Source organism: Nocardia pseudobrasiliensis NBRC 108224, assembly GCF_001613105.1.
GTDB classification, from domain to species: domain Bacteria; phylum Actinomycetota; class Actinomycetes; order Mycobacteriales; family Mycobacteriaceae; genus Nocardia; species Nocardia pseudobrasiliensis.
Genome location: NZ_BDBS01000027.1, coordinates 12,782 through 29,266 on the forward strand (window position 1 = coordinate 12,782; position 16,485 = coordinate 29,266).

15 protein-coding genes are annotated in these 16,485 nt (G+C 67.5%); 6 read left to right on the top strand and 9 right to left on the bottom strand.

All coding sequences use genetic code 11. The features are described 5' to 3' along the window. Nucleotides 1–56 precede the first annotated feature (56 nt). Nucleotides 57–911, top strand: coding sequence for an SDR family NAD(P)-dependent oxidoreductase (locus NP4_RS20970; protein WP_068000303.1), 855 nt, complete (start codon nt 57–59; stop codon nt 909–911). A gap of 8 nt (nt 912–919) precedes the next feature. Here NP4_RS20970 and NP4_RS20975 read toward each other — a convergent pair whose 3' ends face one another. Continuing rightward, nucleotides 920–1,300 carry a hypothetical protein gene (locus tag NP4_RS20975; protein ID WP_147287905.1) on the bottom strand — a complete coding sequence of 127 codons (381 nt, stop codon included), beginning with the start codon at nt 1,298–1,300 and terminating at the stop codon, nt 920–922. Nucleotides 1,301–1,374: 74 nt separating this feature from the next. Here NP4_RS20975 and NP4_RS20980 point away from each other — a divergent pair, with 74 nt between their 5' ends. Then, entirely contained in the window at nt 1,375–1,938 is a 564-nt protein-coding gene (locus NP4_RS20980; RefSeq protein ID WP_068000304.1) for an ArsR/SmtB family transcription factor, read from the top strand. A 3-nt stretch (nt 1,939–1,941) separates the two neighbouring features. On the opposite strand, the gene NP4_RS20985 is transcribed toward NP4_RS20980, so the two are convergent. Then, nucleotides 1,942–2,775, bottom strand: coding sequence for a LysR family transcriptional regulator (locus NP4_RS20985; RefSeq protein WP_068000308.1), 834 nt, complete (start codon nt 2,773–2,775; stop codon nt 1,942–1,944). A 70-nt stretch (nt 2,776–2,845) separates the two neighbouring features. Here NP4_RS20985 and NP4_RS20990 point away from each other — a divergent pair, with 70 nt between their 5' ends. Further along, nucleotides 2,846–3,955 carry a YbfB/YjiJ family MFS transporter gene (locus tag NP4_RS20990; protein ID WP_245997484.1) on the top strand — a complete coding sequence of 370 codons (1,110 nt, stop codon included), beginning with the start codon at nt 2,846–2,848 and terminating at the stop codon, nt 3,953–3,955. On the opposite strand, the gene secG is transcribed toward NP4_RS20990, so the two are convergent. Beyond that, nucleotides 3,939–4,175 carry a preprotein translocase subunit SecG gene (gene secG, locus NP4_RS20995; protein ID WP_062511905.1) on the bottom strand — a complete coding sequence of 79 codons (237 nt, stop codon included), beginning with the start codon at nt 4,173–4,175 and terminating at the stop codon, nt 3,939–3,941. The two genes, NP4_RS20990 and secG, sit on opposite strands and share 17 nt — an antisense overlap. A gap of 52 nt (nt 4,176–4,227) precedes the next feature. After that, the gene (locus NP4_RS21000; RefSeq protein WP_068000314.1) at nt 4,228–5,844 is read right to left on the bottom strand and encodes an MFS transporter; all 1,617 of its coding nucleotides are present in this window, start codon (nt 5,842–5,844) and stop codon (nt 4,228–4,230) included. A 606-nt stretch (nt 5,845–6,450) separates the two neighbouring features. Here NP4_RS21000 and NP4_RS21005 point away from each other — a divergent pair. Together NP4_RS21005 and NP4_RS21010 are read left to right on the top strand one after the other, a co-directional pair. Then, entirely contained in the window at nt 6,451–7,236 is a 786-nt protein-coding gene (locus tag NP4_RS21005) for an META domain-containing protein (protein WP_068000317.1), read from the top strand. Between the two features lie 59 nt (nt 7,237–7,295). Beyond that, nucleotides 7,296–10,028 carry a thiamine pyrophosphate-dependent enzyme gene (locus tag NP4_RS21010; protein ID WP_425464076.1) on the top strand — a complete coding sequence of 911 codons (2,733 nt, stop codon included), beginning with the start codon at nt 7,296–7,298 and terminating at the stop codon, nt 10,026–10,028. A 167-nt stretch (nt 10,029–10,195) separates the two neighbouring features. Here the strand turns inward: NP4_RS21010 and NP4_RS21015 are convergent, their stop codons facing one another. Further along, on the bottom strand, nt 10,196–11,374 hold the full coding sequence (locus NP4_RS21015; protein ID WP_068000320.1) for a cytochrome P450: 1,179 nt from the start codon (nt 11,372–11,374) through the stop codon (nt 10,196–10,198). Nucleotides 11,375–11,468: 94 nt separating this feature from the next. Here NP4_RS21015 and NP4_RS21020 point away from each other — a divergent pair, with 94 nt between their 5' ends. After that, nucleotides 11,469–12,281, top strand: coding sequence for an SAM-dependent methyltransferase (locus tag NP4_RS21020; RefSeq protein ID WP_068000323.1), 813 nt, complete (start codon nt 11,469–11,471; stop codon nt 12,279–12,281). A gap of 70 nt (nt 12,282–12,351) precedes the next feature. Here the strand turns inward: NP4_RS21020 and tpiA are convergent, their stop codons facing one another. From tpiA to NP4_RS21040, 4 genes are all read right to left on the bottom strand, one after another. Beyond that, nucleotides 12,352–13,137: a triose-phosphate isomerase gene (gene tpiA, locus NP4_RS21025; protein ID WP_068000325.1), complete on the bottom strand. Its 786-nt coding sequence runs from the start codon at nt 13,135–13,137 to the stop codon at nt 12,352–12,354. Between the two features lie 3 nt (nt 13,138–13,140). Next, on the bottom strand, nt 13,141–14,352 hold the full coding sequence (locus tag NP4_RS21030; RefSeq protein ID WP_068000329.1) for a phosphoglycerate kinase: 1,212 nt from the start codon (nt 14,350–14,352) through the stop codon (nt 13,141–13,143). A 4-nt stretch (nt 14,353–14,356) separates the two neighbouring features. Further along, complete coding sequence (gene gap, locus NP4_RS21035; RefSeq protein ID WP_068000333.1) at nt 14,357–15,376, bottom strand: type I glyceraldehyde-3-phosphate dehydrogenase; 1,020 nt, start codon at nt 15,374–15,376, stop codon at nt 14,357–14,359. Nucleotides 15,377–15,557: 181 nt separating this feature from the next. Beyond that, a complete protein-coding gene (locus NP4_RS21040; protein ID WP_068000335.1) occupies nt 15,558–16,403 on the bottom strand; it encodes a hypothetical protein in 846 nt (281 codons plus the stop codon). Nucleotides 16,404–16,485 lie beyond the last annotated feature (82 nt).

Genomic DNA, 16,485 nt, shown 5'->3' on the forward strand with positions numbered 1-16,485 from the left:
ACTCCGCCTCCCAGGTACTAGAACGTGTTCCTATTTCACGGTAATGTCCCGGAGTCGTGAACGGAATACTCAGCGACCGGGTCGCGGTGGTCACCGGCGCCAGCCGCGGCATCGGCAAGGGCATCGCGCTGGAGTTGGGCGCCGCGGGCGCGACGGTGTACGTCACGGGCCGAACCGAGACCCCGGGGCGACTGCCGGGTACGGTCGCCGAAACCGCCGAGCGGATCACCGAACTCGGCGGCATCGGCATCGCGCGGATCTGCGACCACCGCGACGACGAGGTCGTCGAATCGCTGTTCACCGAGATCCGCGCCGCGCACGGCCGCCTCGACATCCTGGTCAACAATGTCTACAACTCTCCCGCCTCGGCCCGCTGGCTGGGCCGCCCGTTCTGGCAGGTGCCGCCGAAGGCGTGGGACGAGAGCTTCGATATCGGCGTCCGATCCCATTACGTGGCAAGTCATTTCGCCGCCGAGCTGCTCATCGACACGGGCGGGCTGATCGTGAACATCTCCTCACCCGGCGCCGAGCACTACACCCACAACACCGTCTACGGCGTCGCCAAGGCCGCGGTCGATCGCCTGACCGCCGATCTGGCCCACGATCTGACCGATACGGCCGTCACGGTCGTCTCGCTGTGGCCAGGGATCGTGAATACCGAACTGCTGCAGATGGTTCCGCCCGATACCGAGGGCCGCCGTTTTGTCACTCTGCCGGGTGAGGGCACCTTCGATCTGAACGCGGCCGAGACGCCGCGTTTTCCGGGCCGCGCGGTCGTCGCCCTGGCCGCCGACAGCGGCCGTCGCGCTCGCACCGGAAAGCCCTGGCGGGTAGCCGAACTCGCCGACAGCTACGGTTTCACCGATATCGACGGTCGCATCCCTCGCGCGGAGCCGATCCCACCGGCCTGAGCGCCGCTTCACTCACGCCGTCCGCGACATGAGCGCAGCGCCAGATGCGCGCAGACACCCGCGAGCAGCAACTCCCCGATCGCCGAGGCCGCGGCCTGGGTCAGCTCGGCCCCGTAGACCGATGTGGTGAGGTCGAACCAGCAGTCCAGGCCCGCCGCGGCCGCGGTCGCGGAGGCGGTGATCCGATACCGCTCGTCGCCGCGCCGCAGCAGCAGCACGGTGCCGATACAGCCCGCCACCAGGAGCAGATCGAGACCGATCCAGGCCAATGCCCAGTTCCGCACGTGGGTTTCGTCCGGCAGCGTCAGGCTCAGCAACACCATCCAGGGCATCAAGACCCCCGCGGCGACGCCGAGGAAGACCGCCGGCCTCACATCGTTCGTTCGCATGCCGACCACAGTACGAATGCAAAGACTTCTCTGCAAATAAAATTTTGCAGAGAAGTCTTTGCTAGGCTGTCGCCATGGCGAATCGCGATGTCGAGGAGATGACCAGCGCCGAGCGCACGGCGCTGTACCGAACCCTCGCGCATCCGCTGCGCGGGCAGATCCTGCGATATCTGAACGATCACCCCGAGGCCAACTCGACCACGCTGGCCGAATTCCTCGGCGAGAGCACCGGAACGACCAGCTACCACCTGCGCAAACTGGCCGAATCTCGGCTCATCGAGGAGGTTGCCGAGAAGTCGCGGGGGCGTGAGAGATGGTGGCGGGCACTACCGTTCAGCCATATGACGCCGGATCCGGCGACCATGGAACCGGCCGAGCGCGCGGCGGCCGAACATCTGAGCAAGCTCAAGATGGCGGCCGATATCGAACTCTATGCGCGCGCCAACAAGGAGTGGACCGGCCCGGCGGGCTGGGCGCAGGTCTCGCGCTACAACACCTACATGGACCACGACCAACTACAGGCGTTCATGGACGACTATATGGATCTGGTCGAACGCCACAGCTACCGCCGCGAGGACGCGCCGCCGCAGGCGCGCCGCATGGCGTTTCGATTCTTCGCCGTCACCAACGACGAGTGAACCTCACGCCACATCGAGGAATCGCTGCACCGAACGCGCCGGGGCGGGCGTGCTGCGCCAGACCAGATGCACATGCGACGCCGGAGCATCGGGCACCTCCACATAGACCACGCCCGGATGCGGCGCGCGACTACGCGCCAGCTCGGGCACCGCGCCGATGCCGCGATCGGCGGCGATCAGCTCGATCCACTCGTCGAAATTGGTGCAGGTGACGATGGGGCGGTCGGGACGCGGTGCGGCCCAGGAGGTTTCGTCGGTGGTGCCGGTGATGGTGTTGACCACCAAGGGATATCGCGCCACATCGCCCCAGCGCAGATGGCGGGCGCGCGCCAGCGGCGAGCGGGCCGAGACGGCCAGTACTCGCCGTTCCACCGCGATCGCACGGGTCGCCAGTTGCGCGGGCAGGCGAATATCCTTGCGGTACAGGGCGATATCGATACTGCCGGACAGCAGCGCGGCGATCGGGTCGTCGATGCGATGGATCTCCACATGCCCGCCCAGCGCCTCGAATCGGGTCCGCGCGGCGGCGAACCAGGCATCGGGAAGCAGCCACGAGAAGCCCACCGACACCGCCGAGCGCAGCTGCAGATCGGCGACCGCCGAATCCAGATCGGCGATCGTCCGGCGGGCCGCGATCAGAAACTGCTCCCCCTCGTCGGTGAGGTCGAATCGGCGCGAGGTGCGCTCGATCAACCGGCAGTCCAGAATGCGCTCCAGCTGCTGGATCGTGCGGGTCAGCGACGGCTGGGTCATATGCAGGCGCTGCGCGGCGCGGGTGTAGTTGCGCTCCTCGGCCACCGCCACGTAGGACCGCAGATGCCGCAACTCCAGATCCATGCGTCCAGCGTATACACGGTGTCCAGAAAGTATTTCACGGGGGCGATCGCGCGGCCTAGCGTCGAATGGCGTGACGATCATCCTCCCTCGACAGCACAGCATGGCGCCGGCGGTGCGGGCCTCGGCCGGACTGGCGGCGGCCATGGGCATCGGGCGGTTCGCCTATACCCCGCTCATGCCGGTCATGATCGATGCCGGTCGGATCGGCGCGCAGACGGGCGCGGTGATCGCGGCCGCGAACTACGCGGGCTATCTGCTCGGCGCGGTCGTACTGGCTCGTCGCCCACAGTGGAACGGCCGCAACACCTTTCGCACCGCGGCCGGGGCCCTGGTGCTCAGCGAGGCGCTCATGGCGGTGCCCGCGCCCGCGATCGTGCCCGCGGCGCTGCGACTGATCGCCGGGGTCGCCAGCGCGGTGGTGTTCATCGGTTGCGCGGCGATCGCGGCCCGGCACGAGAATCGGCGACGGGCGGCCGGGATCACCTTCGCGGGTGTCGGTTGCGGTATCGCGGCAACGGGCGTGCTGGCCTTGCTATTCGGTCCGCTGGTGTCCTGGCAGGCGCTGTGGCTGGGCGCGGCAGCGCTCACCGCGCTACTGCTGTTTCCGGCGCTGCGCCTCGAGATCGTGCCCGGCACGCGCGCCCATACGGCGACGACCCGGGCGGTGTGGCCGTGGCGGGCGCTGCTGCTCACCTATTTCCTGGAAGGCCTGGGTTATATCGTGATCGGCACCTTCCTGGTGGCCGCCGTGCACGACGAGACCCTCGGCACATCGCTGTGGGTGATCGTGGGTGTGGCCGCCGCACCCGCGACCGTGCTGTGGGGTGTGGTGGCCCGGCGGCGAACTCCGGTGCGCGCCATGGCGATCGCGCTCGTACTGCAGTTCTTCGCGGCACTGCTGCCAGCCCTGTCCCCCGGCACCGTACCGGCGCTGGTGTCGGCCGCGCTGTTCGGCGCGACCTTCATGGGCATCACGATGCTGGCGATCGAGATCGGCGACGATCTGGCCGGAGCCGGGGCCGCCGCCACGCTCACCGCGGGATACGGATTGGGCCAGGTGCTGGGACCGCTGGTGGTGACGCCCGTCCTGGGCTCGAGCTACACCGCGGCGTTCGCGATCGCCGCCGTCGTACTGGCGGCGGCGACCGCCGTGGCGCTGTCGATCAGGACGCGAACTTGATCTCGAAGCCGATGCCGAGAATCGAGATGAGCCAGATCAGTCCGATGAAGATCGTGATGCGGTCCAGGTTCTTCTCCACGACGGTGGAACCGGACAGGCTCGCCTGCACACCGCCACCGAACAGGCTGGACAGGCCTCCACCCTTGGCCCGGTGCAACAGGACCAGCAGCACCAGCAGCACGCTGGTGATGATCAGGAGGATATCCAGGAACAGGCGCATGCCCGACAGTTTATGCAAAGCCCCGCGCAAGTCCCGCATCAGCCACGGCCGATCACCCGCGTCGCCAGGTCCGCACCTGTTGAACGGGCTGCACGGCGACCAGGTGCAGGGTATTGCTCTCCCCGGTCGTGTACTTCTCGATCCGATCCTCGACCAGCTGATCCTGTGCGGTGAGGCGCACCTGATGCTGACGCATATGCTCCTCCCACGACCGGACCACGAATGCCTCGATATAGCGGTCGGCCACCCCTACATCGCGATACAGCCGCCACTCCATCGCACCCGTGCGCTGGCGTGAGCGCCCCACCCGGGCCATCGCCTCGGAGAAATCCGCGGCCGACTCCTCCGGGACGTAATAGGTGACCAGCACCAGCACCGGACCGTCCTCGGGATCGGGTTCGATCTCGAGGATCGGTTCGGGCCAGTACGCGGCGTGCGTGGTGTCCAGCGAGCTCACCCGCACCGGTAGCCACAGAGTGCTCACCGCGCATCCGCCCAGCAGGATCGCGGCACACCACAGCGCGGCGGTCGTGCCGTACGCCCCGGCCACCACACCCCACACCAGCGAGCCGACCGCCTGCCCGCCCATGAACACCAACTGGTACACCGACAGTCCGCGCGCCCGCACCCAGCCGGGCAACAGTAGCTGCATGATCGAGTTCATCGTCGACAGCGCGACCAGCCAGGAGAATCCGCCGAATACCAACGCCACCAATACGATCGCCGCGATCGGCACCGCGGCCGCGGCCAGTGTCGCGACTCCGAACAGCACCGCCGCCAGGGCCAGCAGCCGCGTCGGACTCAACGCCCGCCGCAGCCGCCCCAGTTGCGTCGCCCCGACCACCGCACCCACACCCAGCGCGCCCAGCAGCAGGCCGTATCCCGACGACGACAGTCCCAGCCGACCGTGCGCGATCACCGGCAGCAGGGCCCACAGCGCACTGGCCGGGCCGATGAACAGGATCGATCGCAGCAGTACCCGTCGCACCGCGGGCGAGGCGCGAATGAACCGCAGCCCGGCCTGCAGGGCCGCGATCGGCCGCTCGGCGGGCAGATCCTGATCGTCACTCGGCCGCCGCCACAGGATCAGCACCCCCACGACCCCGAGGAACGACACGGCGTTCACCGCGAACACCAGCGTCGGCCCGACCAGCGACACCAGCACGCCCGCGATCGCGGGCCCGACCGCGCGACCGACATTCTGACTCATACTCCCCAGCGCCGCAGCGGCCGGAATCTCGTTGCGCGGCACCAGCTCCGGCTGAATCGCCTGCCACGCGGGCGCGGTCATCGCCTGCCCGATACCGAGCAGGAACAGCAGCGTCAGCAACAGCAGCGGCGTAATCCGCCCGCTCGCGGTCACCGCCGTGAGCAGCGCCGCACACACCGCCATCGCCGCCTGCGCCCCGATCAGCAACCTGCGCCGATCGAGCAGATCGGCGAGCACCCCCGAGGGAATCGACAACAACATCACCGGCAACGTCGTAGCGGTCTGCACCAACGAAACCCACGTCGCCGCCCCCGGCTCATCCACCAGCAACCACTGCGCCCCGACCGTCTGCATCCAGGTCCCGAGATTGGACACCAACTGCGCGATCCACAACGCCCGGAACACCCGCGACGTCAAGGGAGCCCAGGTCGACACGGCCACTGTCGAAGGAGCGGTCATACCGCGAGCCTAATCAGGCAACCGACCCGCCCCGCAGACGCAAGGCCGCCGCCCCGCCACCCATTCCGCCACACGTGACAGCACCGACCCGCAAAAGCCCGGGGCCGAGCCGATCCCACGAATCACGCCACCACACACGAAAGAAGCGACCGCAGACGCCCGGGCGGAGCCGATCCCACGAATCACGCTGCCACACGCGACAGCACCGACCCGCAAACGTCGGGCCGATCCAATTCCCGACCCGCGCGACAGCATCGCCCACCGCATGTACCCGAGGCCGAGCCGACTCTCCGCTCACGCCACCACACGCGAAAGAAGCGACCTGCAAGCGCTTGGGTCGAGCCGGTTCTCGACGCGCACGACAGCACCGACCCCGCAGTCACCGGGGCCGAGCCAACTCTCGAAGCACGCCACCGCACACGGCAGAGCCGATCCTCACTTCGCGCCGAACCGACTCTCCACACGCGACGGATAGAGACCCCCGCAGGGGGCTGGCCGAGTCAGTTCCCCAGACTCACGCGCCGCACGCGTCGACACTGACCACTCCGGCGAATCGCCGGGTCGTCGGCGGCGCTCGCGTTGCTGGGGCGCGGCTAGGATCGGCTCATGTCCGCCCATGTGCTGCGCTGGATTCCGGTGGTGGCGATCGCGGGATTGGCGATCGGGTGCTCGTCGGGTCATGGTGATTCCGATCGGCCTACGCCGATGGGGCATACGTTCGTTTCCACGAAGGTGGACGGGACGCCGATTCCGGGCGGTGGGCCGCTCGTGCTGACCTTCGCCGACGGGCGGGTTTCGGCTCAGGCGGGATGCAATACGAGTAGCGGGCCGGTCGCTTTCGACGGGGATGTGCTGCGGGTTTCGGGGCTGGCGACCACGATGATGGGCTGTCCGGGGGAGCGCGGCGGGGCCGACGGCTGGCAGACCGAACTGTTGCAGGCCGCGCCGACCTGGAAGCTGGACGGCACCACCCTCACGCTGACGGGCAACGGCAAGACGGTCACCCTGTTGGACAAGAAGGCGGCCCAGCCCGATCGAGCGCTCACCGGCACCACGTGGACGGTCACCACACTGGTGCGACCCAACGGCCAGGTGACCTCGCAGGTGCTGGAACAGACCGAGCCGAATCTCACCATCGCCTCCGATGGTCGGGTCAGCGGCAGCGCGGGCTGCAATCGGATGACCGGAACGGCCGAGGTCGCCGCGGGCGGCCAGGAGGTCACCTTCCGCATCGCCACGACGAAGATGGCCTGCGAACCCGATGTGATGGAGGTCGAGCGGCAGGTGCTCGAGGCCCTGGACGGCCGGACCCGCGCCACCGTCGACGCCGACACCCTGACCCTGCACAACGACGGCAACAACACCGGGCTCGTACTGCGCGCCGAATCCTGATCCGAGCCGGTGTAAAAATTTCGGCCCACGAGGCGCTGCGGCATAACATTATTGGAGATGTGATCAACGAACGAGAAGCAGAACTGGATCGACGGTTTCGCGAGGCGGTACGGGCGGCGGCACCGGGGATCCGGCGCGCCACGACCGATCCCATCCGGACGGGCAGCCACTACACGGGTGTGACCTGCCTCGAGATCTTCGACGCGCAGGCCGCCAGCCGCCATCTCGATCTGGCCGCGCGCGGACTCACCGCGGCCGGCCGCGGTTTCTACAGCATCGGTTCGTCCGGCCACGAGAGCAATGCGGTGCTGGCCGCCGCGTTGCGCGTCACCGATCCCGCACTGCTGCACTATCGTTCGGGCGCGTTCTTCGTCCACCGCTGCCGCCAGGTCCCCGGCCTCGATCCGATCCGCGATGTGCTGCTGGGCGTGGTGGCCGCGGCGGCGGATCCGATTTCCGGTGGGCGGCACAAGGTTTTCGGTTCCAAGCCCGCCTCGGTGATTCCGCAGACCTCGACCATCGCCTCACATCTGCCGCGTGCGGTCGGCCTGGGCTTCGCGCTGGATCGTGCGGCCCGGCTGGGTGTGCGCTGCGAATGGCCCGCCGACGCGGTGGTGCTGTGCACCTTCGGCGACGCCTCGGCCAATCACTCGACCGCGGCGGGCGCGATCAATGCCGCGATTCACACGGCGTATCAGCAGGTGCCGATGCCGGTGCTGTTCGTATGCGAGGACAACGGCATCGGCATCAGCGTCCCGACGCCGACGGACTGGATCGAACGGGCCTACGGCTCCCGGCCCGGCCTGCGATATTTCACCGCCGACGGCTCGAATCCGCTGGAGGCACTGGCGGTTTCGGCCGAAGCGGCCCGCTGGGTCCGCGAGAACCGCCGCCCCGCCTTCCTGCGGATGCGCACCGTGCGCCTGCTCGGTCACGCGGGCTCCGACGTCGAATCCGCCTACCGCCGCGCCGCCGATATCACCGCGGAAATGACCCGGGACCCGGTGACCGCCACGGCCGTACTGCTGGTCACCTCGGGTGTCGCCACCGCCGATCAGATCCTCGAACGCTACGACTCGATCGGCGCACAGGTCGCCGAAACGGCCGCCCGCGTATCCGAGGAGCCCAAACTCGCCTCCACCGCCGAGGTCATCGCACCGCTCGCACCGGACCATCCGCGCGCGGTCCGGGAGGACGCGCTGCGAACCGAACCGTGGGCGGACAGCAGCGCCGACGCCGATCGAACCCCGCTCGCCGCCAACGGTTCCGACGCACAGGGCCTCCGCCCCGGAACATCCGTCGCCGCGGCGGGCAGTCCGACGATCACGAACAACCTCGCCACAACAGGCAGCCCCGACAACGCGACGGACAACCCCACGATCACGAACAACCTCGCCACAACAGGCAGCCCCGACAACGCGACGGACAACCCCACGATCACGAACAACCTCGCCACAACAGGCAGCCCCGACAACGCGACGGACAACCCCACGATCACGAACAACCTCGCCACAACAGGCAGCTCCGGCGGCGCGGCGGGCAGCGGCGACGGCATGGAAGGCCTTGTGGCGTCTGGCTCCGCCGGGACACGGCCGGACGACGCACGGGTGGGCTCGGAGCGGTCGGGCACGATATCCGATGCGGGTGAGACGGCCGCTGATATCGGGTCTCCACCGGCCAGCTCGCCGGTCGTGAGCGCGCGGCCCGCCGATCGTGTTGCGACGGCGGCGATTCAGGCCCGGCGCCACGACAGCGCGGGGCCGATGACATTGGCGCAGGCGGTCAATCACACCCTGGGGGCGCTGCTCGAACGTGACGGCGACATTCTGGTCTTCGGCGAGGATGTCGGTCGCAAGGGCGGGGTGTACGGCGTCACCAAGGGGTTGCAGAAGACCTTCGGGCGGCGACGGGTTTTCGATACGTTGCTCGACGAGCAGAGCGTGCTCGGCACCGCACTGGGCGCGGGGCTGGCCGGATTCGTGCCGATTCCGGAGATTCAGTATCTGGCGTATGTGCACAACGCGCTGGATCAGATTCGCGGTGAGGCGGCGACGCTGCGGTTCTTCTCCGGTGGGCGGTATCGCAATCCGATGGTCGTCCGGATCGCGGGATACGGGTATCAGAAGGGGTTCGGCGGGCATTTCCACAACGACGATTCCGTGGCCGCGCTGCGCGATATCCCCGGTGTGGTGGTGGCCTCCCCCGCCCGCGCCGACGATGCCGCGGCCATGTTGCGCACCTGCGTGTCGGCCGCGCGCGTGGACGGGCGGGTGTGCGTCTACCTGGAGCCGATCGCGCTGTACCACACCCGCGATCTGCACGAATCCGGTGACGACGGCTGGCTCGCCCCGGTTTCCGGCGACGCCGTCGACATCGGACGCGCCCGCGTCTACGGCGACGGCGCCGATCTCACGATCGTCACCTTCGCCAACGGCGTCCGCATGAGTCTGCGCGCGGCCCGCCGCCTGGCCGAGCGCGGCATCGCCGCGCGCGTACTGGACCTGCGCTGGCTGAGCCCGCTGCCGGTGGACGATCTGCTCGACCACGCCCGGGCCACCGGCCGCGTTCTGATCGCCGATGAGACCCGCCGCAGCGGCGGCGTCTCCGAATCCGTCTGCGCCGCACTGCTTGACGGTGGTTTCACCGGACCCATCTCCCGGGTCACCAGTGTCGACAGCTTCGTTCCGCTGGGCCCGGCGACGGCGCATGTCCTGCTGGACGAGGCGACCATCGAAACGGCCGCGGAGAAATTGGCCGCCCAGCCCTGCGAACGGGCGGAAACCCGGTCGTAGGCGGGACCGAGGCCCGGCCGTGTGCCGAACGAGACGCGCCGCCGAATTCATCGGCGGCGCGCTCTCATCCGGCGTGCGTTCGGTTACGGCCGAACCAATCGGAAAAGGCGACACGCCACGGTCCGGGCATCACCGGGCGGGCCGAGCAGGGCGACTCGACCCGATGATCAGCGTGCGGTGACCGTTGTCGGGAGGCAGGTGAAGCCGCGGTTGTTGGAGGCGTGGATTCGTTTCGTGGCGGCGGGATCTATTTCGTAGTCGGTGATGTGGGCCGAGATCTCCTGCAGGGCGATGCGCAGTTCCAGCAGACCAAGATTGGAACCGAGGCAGTGGTGGCGGCCGCTGCCGAAGACCAGGGACGGCCCGGTGTTGCGGTTCAGGTCGAAGGCGTCCGGATTTTCGAAGACCTCCGGATCGCGATTGGCCGAACCGGAGAGCAGCAGTATGCGAGCGCCGGTGGGGATGCGCACGCCGTGCAGTTCGATTTCCTCGGTGGTGGTGCGCAGATTGTTCTGGGTCGCGGGGTCGTAGCGCATACCCTCGGCGATGAAATCGTCCAGGCGACCGTCGAAGCCGAGCCGACGCTGATCGGGATGTTCCCAACCCGCGTGCCAGAGGTTGCCCAGCGACAGCATCGTGGTCTCGATTCCCGCGCCGATCAACAGGATCAACACGCCGACGATTTCCTCCGGCGTCAGCCGGTCCTCGCCGTCGGCCGCGTCCAATAAGCCGGAAAGCAGGTCGTCGCTGCGCTTCTTACTGCGTTCGATGGTCAGCTCGGTGTAATAGCCGACCAGCGCGCCGATGGCCTGCATCGCCTCCGGACGAAGATCGGTAGACTCCTCATCGGTGTACATGATCTCCATGCCGAGTTTCAGCACCATGTCTCGGTCGGCCTCGGGTACGCCAACCAACTCGGAGATCACATGCGTCGGGAACGGTCCCGCGAATTCGCTCATCAGATCGAACGAGCCGCGTTCGAGCAGCGGCCGCAGCAAACCGCGCGCGATCTCGCGAATCCGCGGTTCCAGCGACTGCACGCGACGCTGTGTGAACGCTCGAGTCACCAATCCGCGCAGTCGAGTGTGCTTGGGTGGATCCATGGCCACGAACGAGAAGAACCGCTCGGCCTGCGGACCCCAGAACGCGGGCTCCATGCGCAGGCCGTTGGCGCTGGAGAACCGATCGGAATCGCGAAACGCCGCCAGCACGTCGGCGTGCCGCGACAATGCCCAGAAGTCGTCGACCTCGTTCCGGAACACCGGCGCCTGCTCACGCAGGCGGGCGTAGTACGGGTACGGATCGTCGTGGACGTCGAAATCGTAAGGGCTGTACTGCAATTGCATTGACCGAGCCTTCCATGAGCGCGGCGGTGTCGCTACCCGGTTCGCGAATTCGAACTGACACCGATCACAGTAGTCGAGAGGAAAGAGGGCGAAAGTGGACTCCGAATGGGCACCACCCGGGATCGACGTGTCGAAACCGCACCCCGCCCGACGGTACGACTATTGGCTGGGCGGTAAGGACAATTTCGAGGCCGACCGGAAATCGGCCGAACAGGTGGCCGAGGCGTTCCCCAGCGTGCAGTTCTCCGCGCTGGAGAATCGCGCCTTCCTGCGGCGCGTGGTGACCTTCCTGGCCGCTGAGGCAGGTATCCGGCAGTATCTCGACATCGGCACGGGCCTGCCGACCGCGGGCAATGTGCACGAGATCGCCCAGGACATCGCGCCCGACTCGCGCATCGTCTACGTCGACAACGACCCGATCGTCGCGGTGCACGCCCGCACGCTGCTCAACAGCGCGCCCGAGGGCAAAACCGCCTATATCGAGGCCGACGTGCGCGATCCGGAAGTCATCCTCGACCATCCGGACCTGCTGGCCACCTTGGATCTGGCGCAGCCGGTGGCGCTGATGCTGGTGGCGATCATGCATTTCATCGTCGACGAGGAACGCCCCTACGAATTGGTACGCAGGCTGTGCCGGGCGCTGCCGTCGGGCAGTTATCTGGTGATCAGCCATGCCACCAGCGACCACCTCACCCCCGAGGACATCGCCGAGAACGAGGCGGCCAACAAACGCAGCGGCATCCCGTTTCGACTACGGTCGACGGCCGAATTCATCCCGTTCTTCGATGGTCTGGAACTGGAATCGCCGGGCGTCGGCTCGATCATGTCCTGGCGCCCGGAGGGCTGGCGGGCGCATCCGCGGCCCGAGGCGGTCTCGATGCTGGGCGCGGTGGCGCGAATCCCCTAGGGCGAGACGACAGGCGAGACGACAACGGCCCGGCACCGCCGATGCGCGATACCGGGCCGTCTCGAGCCGATCAGGGCAGCGGGCCGCCCGCGGCGATGGCCGACAGGGTGGCGAATTCGTCTCCCTTGAGGGAGGCGCCGCCGACCAGGGCGCCGTCGATATCGGTCTGGTTGACCAGTTCACCGACATTCTTGGCATTGACCGAACCGCCGTAGAGCACCCGAACGCCCGCGGCGACCTCGGCATTGGCCAGTTCCGCCAGCTCGGTGCGGATCGCGCCGCACACCTCCTGCGCGTCGGAGGGGGTGGCGACCCGACCGGTGCCGATGGCCCAGACCGGTTCGTAGGCGATGACGACCTTCGAGATCTCCTCGGCCGTCAGGCCCTTGAGCGAACCGCGCAGCTGCTCGAGGTTGTAGGCGACGTGCGTCTGCGACTCGCGAACATTGAGACCCTCGCCGATGCAGACGATCGGGGTCATCCCGTTCTTCAGCACCTGCTTGGTCTTGGCCAGCACGATCGCGTCGTCCTCGTTGTGGTACTGCCGCCGCTCGGAGTGGCCCACCACGATGAAGCTACAGCCGAGTTTGGCCAGCATGGGTGCGCTGATCTCGCCGGTGTAGGCGCCCGAGGCGTGCACCGAGACATCCTGCGCGCCATAGGTGATCAGCAGCCGATCGCCCTCGATCAGCGTCTGCACGCTGCGGATGTCGGTATAGGGCGGGATGACCGTGACGTCGACCTTGTCGAAGTACTTGTCCGGCAGCGCGAAGGCGATCTTCTGCACCAGGGCGATGGCCTCGAGGTGGTTGAGGTTCATCTTCCAGTTGCCGGCGATGAGGGGTTTACGAGCCATCGTTCAGTCCTCCAGCACCGCGATGCCCGGAAGTTCCTTGCCCTCCAGGTACTCCAGCGACGCGCCGCCGCCGGTGGAGATATGCGAGAAACCGTCCTCGGGCAGACCCAGCGTGCGCACGGCCGCGGCCGAATCGCCGCCACCGACCACCGTGAACGCCCCCTTACCGGTGGCCGTCACGATCGCCTCGGCCACGCCGCGGGTACCGGCGGCGAAGTTCTCGAACTCGAACACGCCCATCGGGCCGTTCCAGAAGATGGTCTTCGCCTCGGTGAGCAGCGCCGCGAAGCGCTTGACCGACTCCGGGCCCACGTCCAGGCCCATCCAGCCCTCGGGAATCTCGTTGGCGGGCACGATCTTCGAATCCGCGTCGGCGGCGAACTTGTCGGCCGCCACGATGTCCACGGGCAGGTGGATGACGTCGGCGAAACGGTCCAGCAGATCCTGGCAGGTCCCGACCATCTCCTCCTGCAGCAGCGAGGTGCCCACCGAAAGGCCCTGCGCCGCAAGGAAGGTGAAGCACATGCCGCCGCCGATCACCAGGGTGTCGACCTTGGGGGCGAGCGCCTCGATGACCGCGAGCTTGTCCGAGACCTTGGAACCGCCGAGCACGACCGCGTACGGCCGCTCCGGATCGGTGGTCAGCTTCTTCAGCACCTCGACCTCGGTGGCGACCAGACCGCCCGCGTAATGCGGCAGCAGCTGGGCCACGTCGTAGACCGAGGCCTGCTTGCGGTGCACCACACCGAATCCGTCGGAGACGAAAGCGCCGTCGTCGCCGACCAATTCGACCAGTGCCCGGGCCAGCTTGGCGCGCTCGGCGTCGTCCTTGCTGGTCTCACGGGGATCGAAGCGGATGTTCTCCAGCAGCAGCACATCGCCGTCGGTCAGACCCTCGGAGCGCGCGAGCGCGTCCTGGCCGACCACATCGCCCGCGAGCTGGACATTGCGGCCCAGCTCCTCCGACAGCTTCGCCGCCACGGGGGCCAGCGACAGCTTCGGATCGGGCTCGCCCTTCGGGCGGCCCAGATGCGCGGTCACGACCACCTTGGCGCCGGCCTCGGCCAGCGCCTTGATGGTGGGAGCCGAGGCCACGATGCGGCCCGGATCGGTGATGGAGCCGCCGTCGAGCGGGACGTTCAGGTCGGAGCGCACCAGCACGCCCCGACCCTCGACACCCTCGGCCAGCAGGTCTTGAAGTGTCTTGACTGCCATGGCTTTACAGCGACTTGCCGACGAGACCGATCAGATCGGCCAGGCGGTTGGAGTAGCCCCACTCGTTGTCGTACCAGGAGTAGACCTTGACCTGATCGTCGATCACCTTGGTCAGCGGCGCGTCGAAGATCGACGAGTGCGGATCGGTGACGATGTCACTGGACACGATCGGGTCGACGCTGTACTTCAGGATGCCCTTGAGCGGTCCCTCCGCGGCGGCCTTGAACGCGGCGTTGATCTCCTCGACGGTGGCCTTCTTGGCCAGGTCGGCGGTGAGGTCGGTGATCGAGCCGGTGGGGATCGGCACGCGCAGCGAGTAGCCGTCCAGCTTGCCGTTGAGCTCGGGCAGCACCAGGCCGATGGCCTTGGCGGCGCCGGTGCTGGTCGGCACGATGTTCAGCGCGGCGGCGCGGGCGCGGCGCAGATCCTTGTGCGGGCCGTCCTGCAGGTTCTGGTCCTGGGTGTAGGCGTGGATGGTGGTCATCAGGCCCTTGACGATGCCGAACTCGTCATTGAGGACCTTGGCCAGCGGGCCCAGGCAGTTGGTGGTGCACGAGGCGTTGGAGATGATGTTCTGGCTGCCGTCGTACTTGTCGTCGTTGACGCCCATGACGACGGTCAGGTCCTCGCCCTTGGCGGGCGCGGAGATGATGACCTTCTTCGCGCCGGCCGCGATGTGGCCCTTGGCCTTGGTGGCGTCGGTGAAGATGCCGGTCGACTCGACGACCACGTCGACGCCGAGGTCGCCCCACGGCAGGGCCGCCGGGCCCTCCTTGATGGCCAGGGCCTTGATCCGCTGGTCGCCGACCACGATGGTGTCCTCGCCGTCGAGCGAGACGTCCTGCGGGAGCCGGCCCAGGATGGAGTCGTATTTGAGCAGGGTCGCCAGGGTGGCGTTATCGGTGAGGTCGTTGACCGCGACGATCTCGATATCCGTGGTACCCAGCGCCTTCTGCGCTTCCACCGCCCTGAAGAAGTTACGACCGATGCGGCCGAAGCCGTTGATGCCTACCCGGACAGTCACGTTATCGCTCCTCAGCTTTCAAGCGGATTCGTTCCGTTGCAAAGTCCACCCTAATGCCCGCCTGTCACCTCGATGACATGCCCCTGCTCACAGCGAATACAGCCCCCTGAGCAGGGGCGAGTCCGTCCGGTCCGCCGGGCGGACGGACCGGTCGGCGGCTACTGCCGAATCGGGCCGAAAATCACTGTCCGGCCTTGGAATCCAGGGCCCGAACGATGAGGTCCTTCACTTCCGCGAAGTTCTCCTCGGTCGACAGCCGGAACGAGTCGAACTCTCCCAGCTTCTGGTCGATCCGGTCGAATCGGGCATCCATTGTCTCGAACCGAGCCCGCGTCTCGCCCTGAAACTCGGCCAGACGTTCCCCAAGGGTGTTCGTCAGCTTCCGCTGAACATCCGCCCGCCTGTCGAGTGTCGCGAACCCGGCCTCGAGCGATGCCTGCCCAGCCTCCAGAGAGGCTTGCCCGTCGGCCAACCCGGCTACCTTGGCATTGAGTTCCGCGTACCCCACGACAAGCGAGGCCTGGCCCTCCGCCAGCCCAGCCACTTTCGAACTGAGCTCCGCCTGCCCGTCGATCAAAGCCGCCTGCCCTGTCTCCAAAGCCGACTGCCGCTCCAACAAGCCTTCCTGCCCGACCTCGACCGCTGCCTGACGTTCCAACAATGCGCCCTGTCCGGCCTCGAGTGCCGTGAACCGCTCATTGTGCTCCGCGTGGCGCGCATCATCTTTGGCGTCCATGGCCGCTAGATGCGCTTCCAGCCATTCCAAGCTTTCGGCAGGCGCATCCACCTTCACCTTCAAGTAGGCCAGGGCCTCGGGCAACGGGCCGTACTTCTCCTCGAACGATCCGAACTTGGCGTCCAGAGCCGCGAACTCGTCTTGGATCTCTTCGAAGCTTTGGCGGTTCTCCTCGCGGTGAGCGTCCACCTTGGCATCCACCGCATGGACCGCGGAGAACACCGCATGACCCTCCGCCCGATTCGCTTCCAATGCGGCCACCCTCGCCTCCAGCTGAGCCAATGTCGTCATCGCCTCTCCCCCTTGTGCGTTCGGTTTCGCCTGCCGATCAGGCCTCCGAACTTACCGCACCGGACCCCCTCCGGAGGGCGGT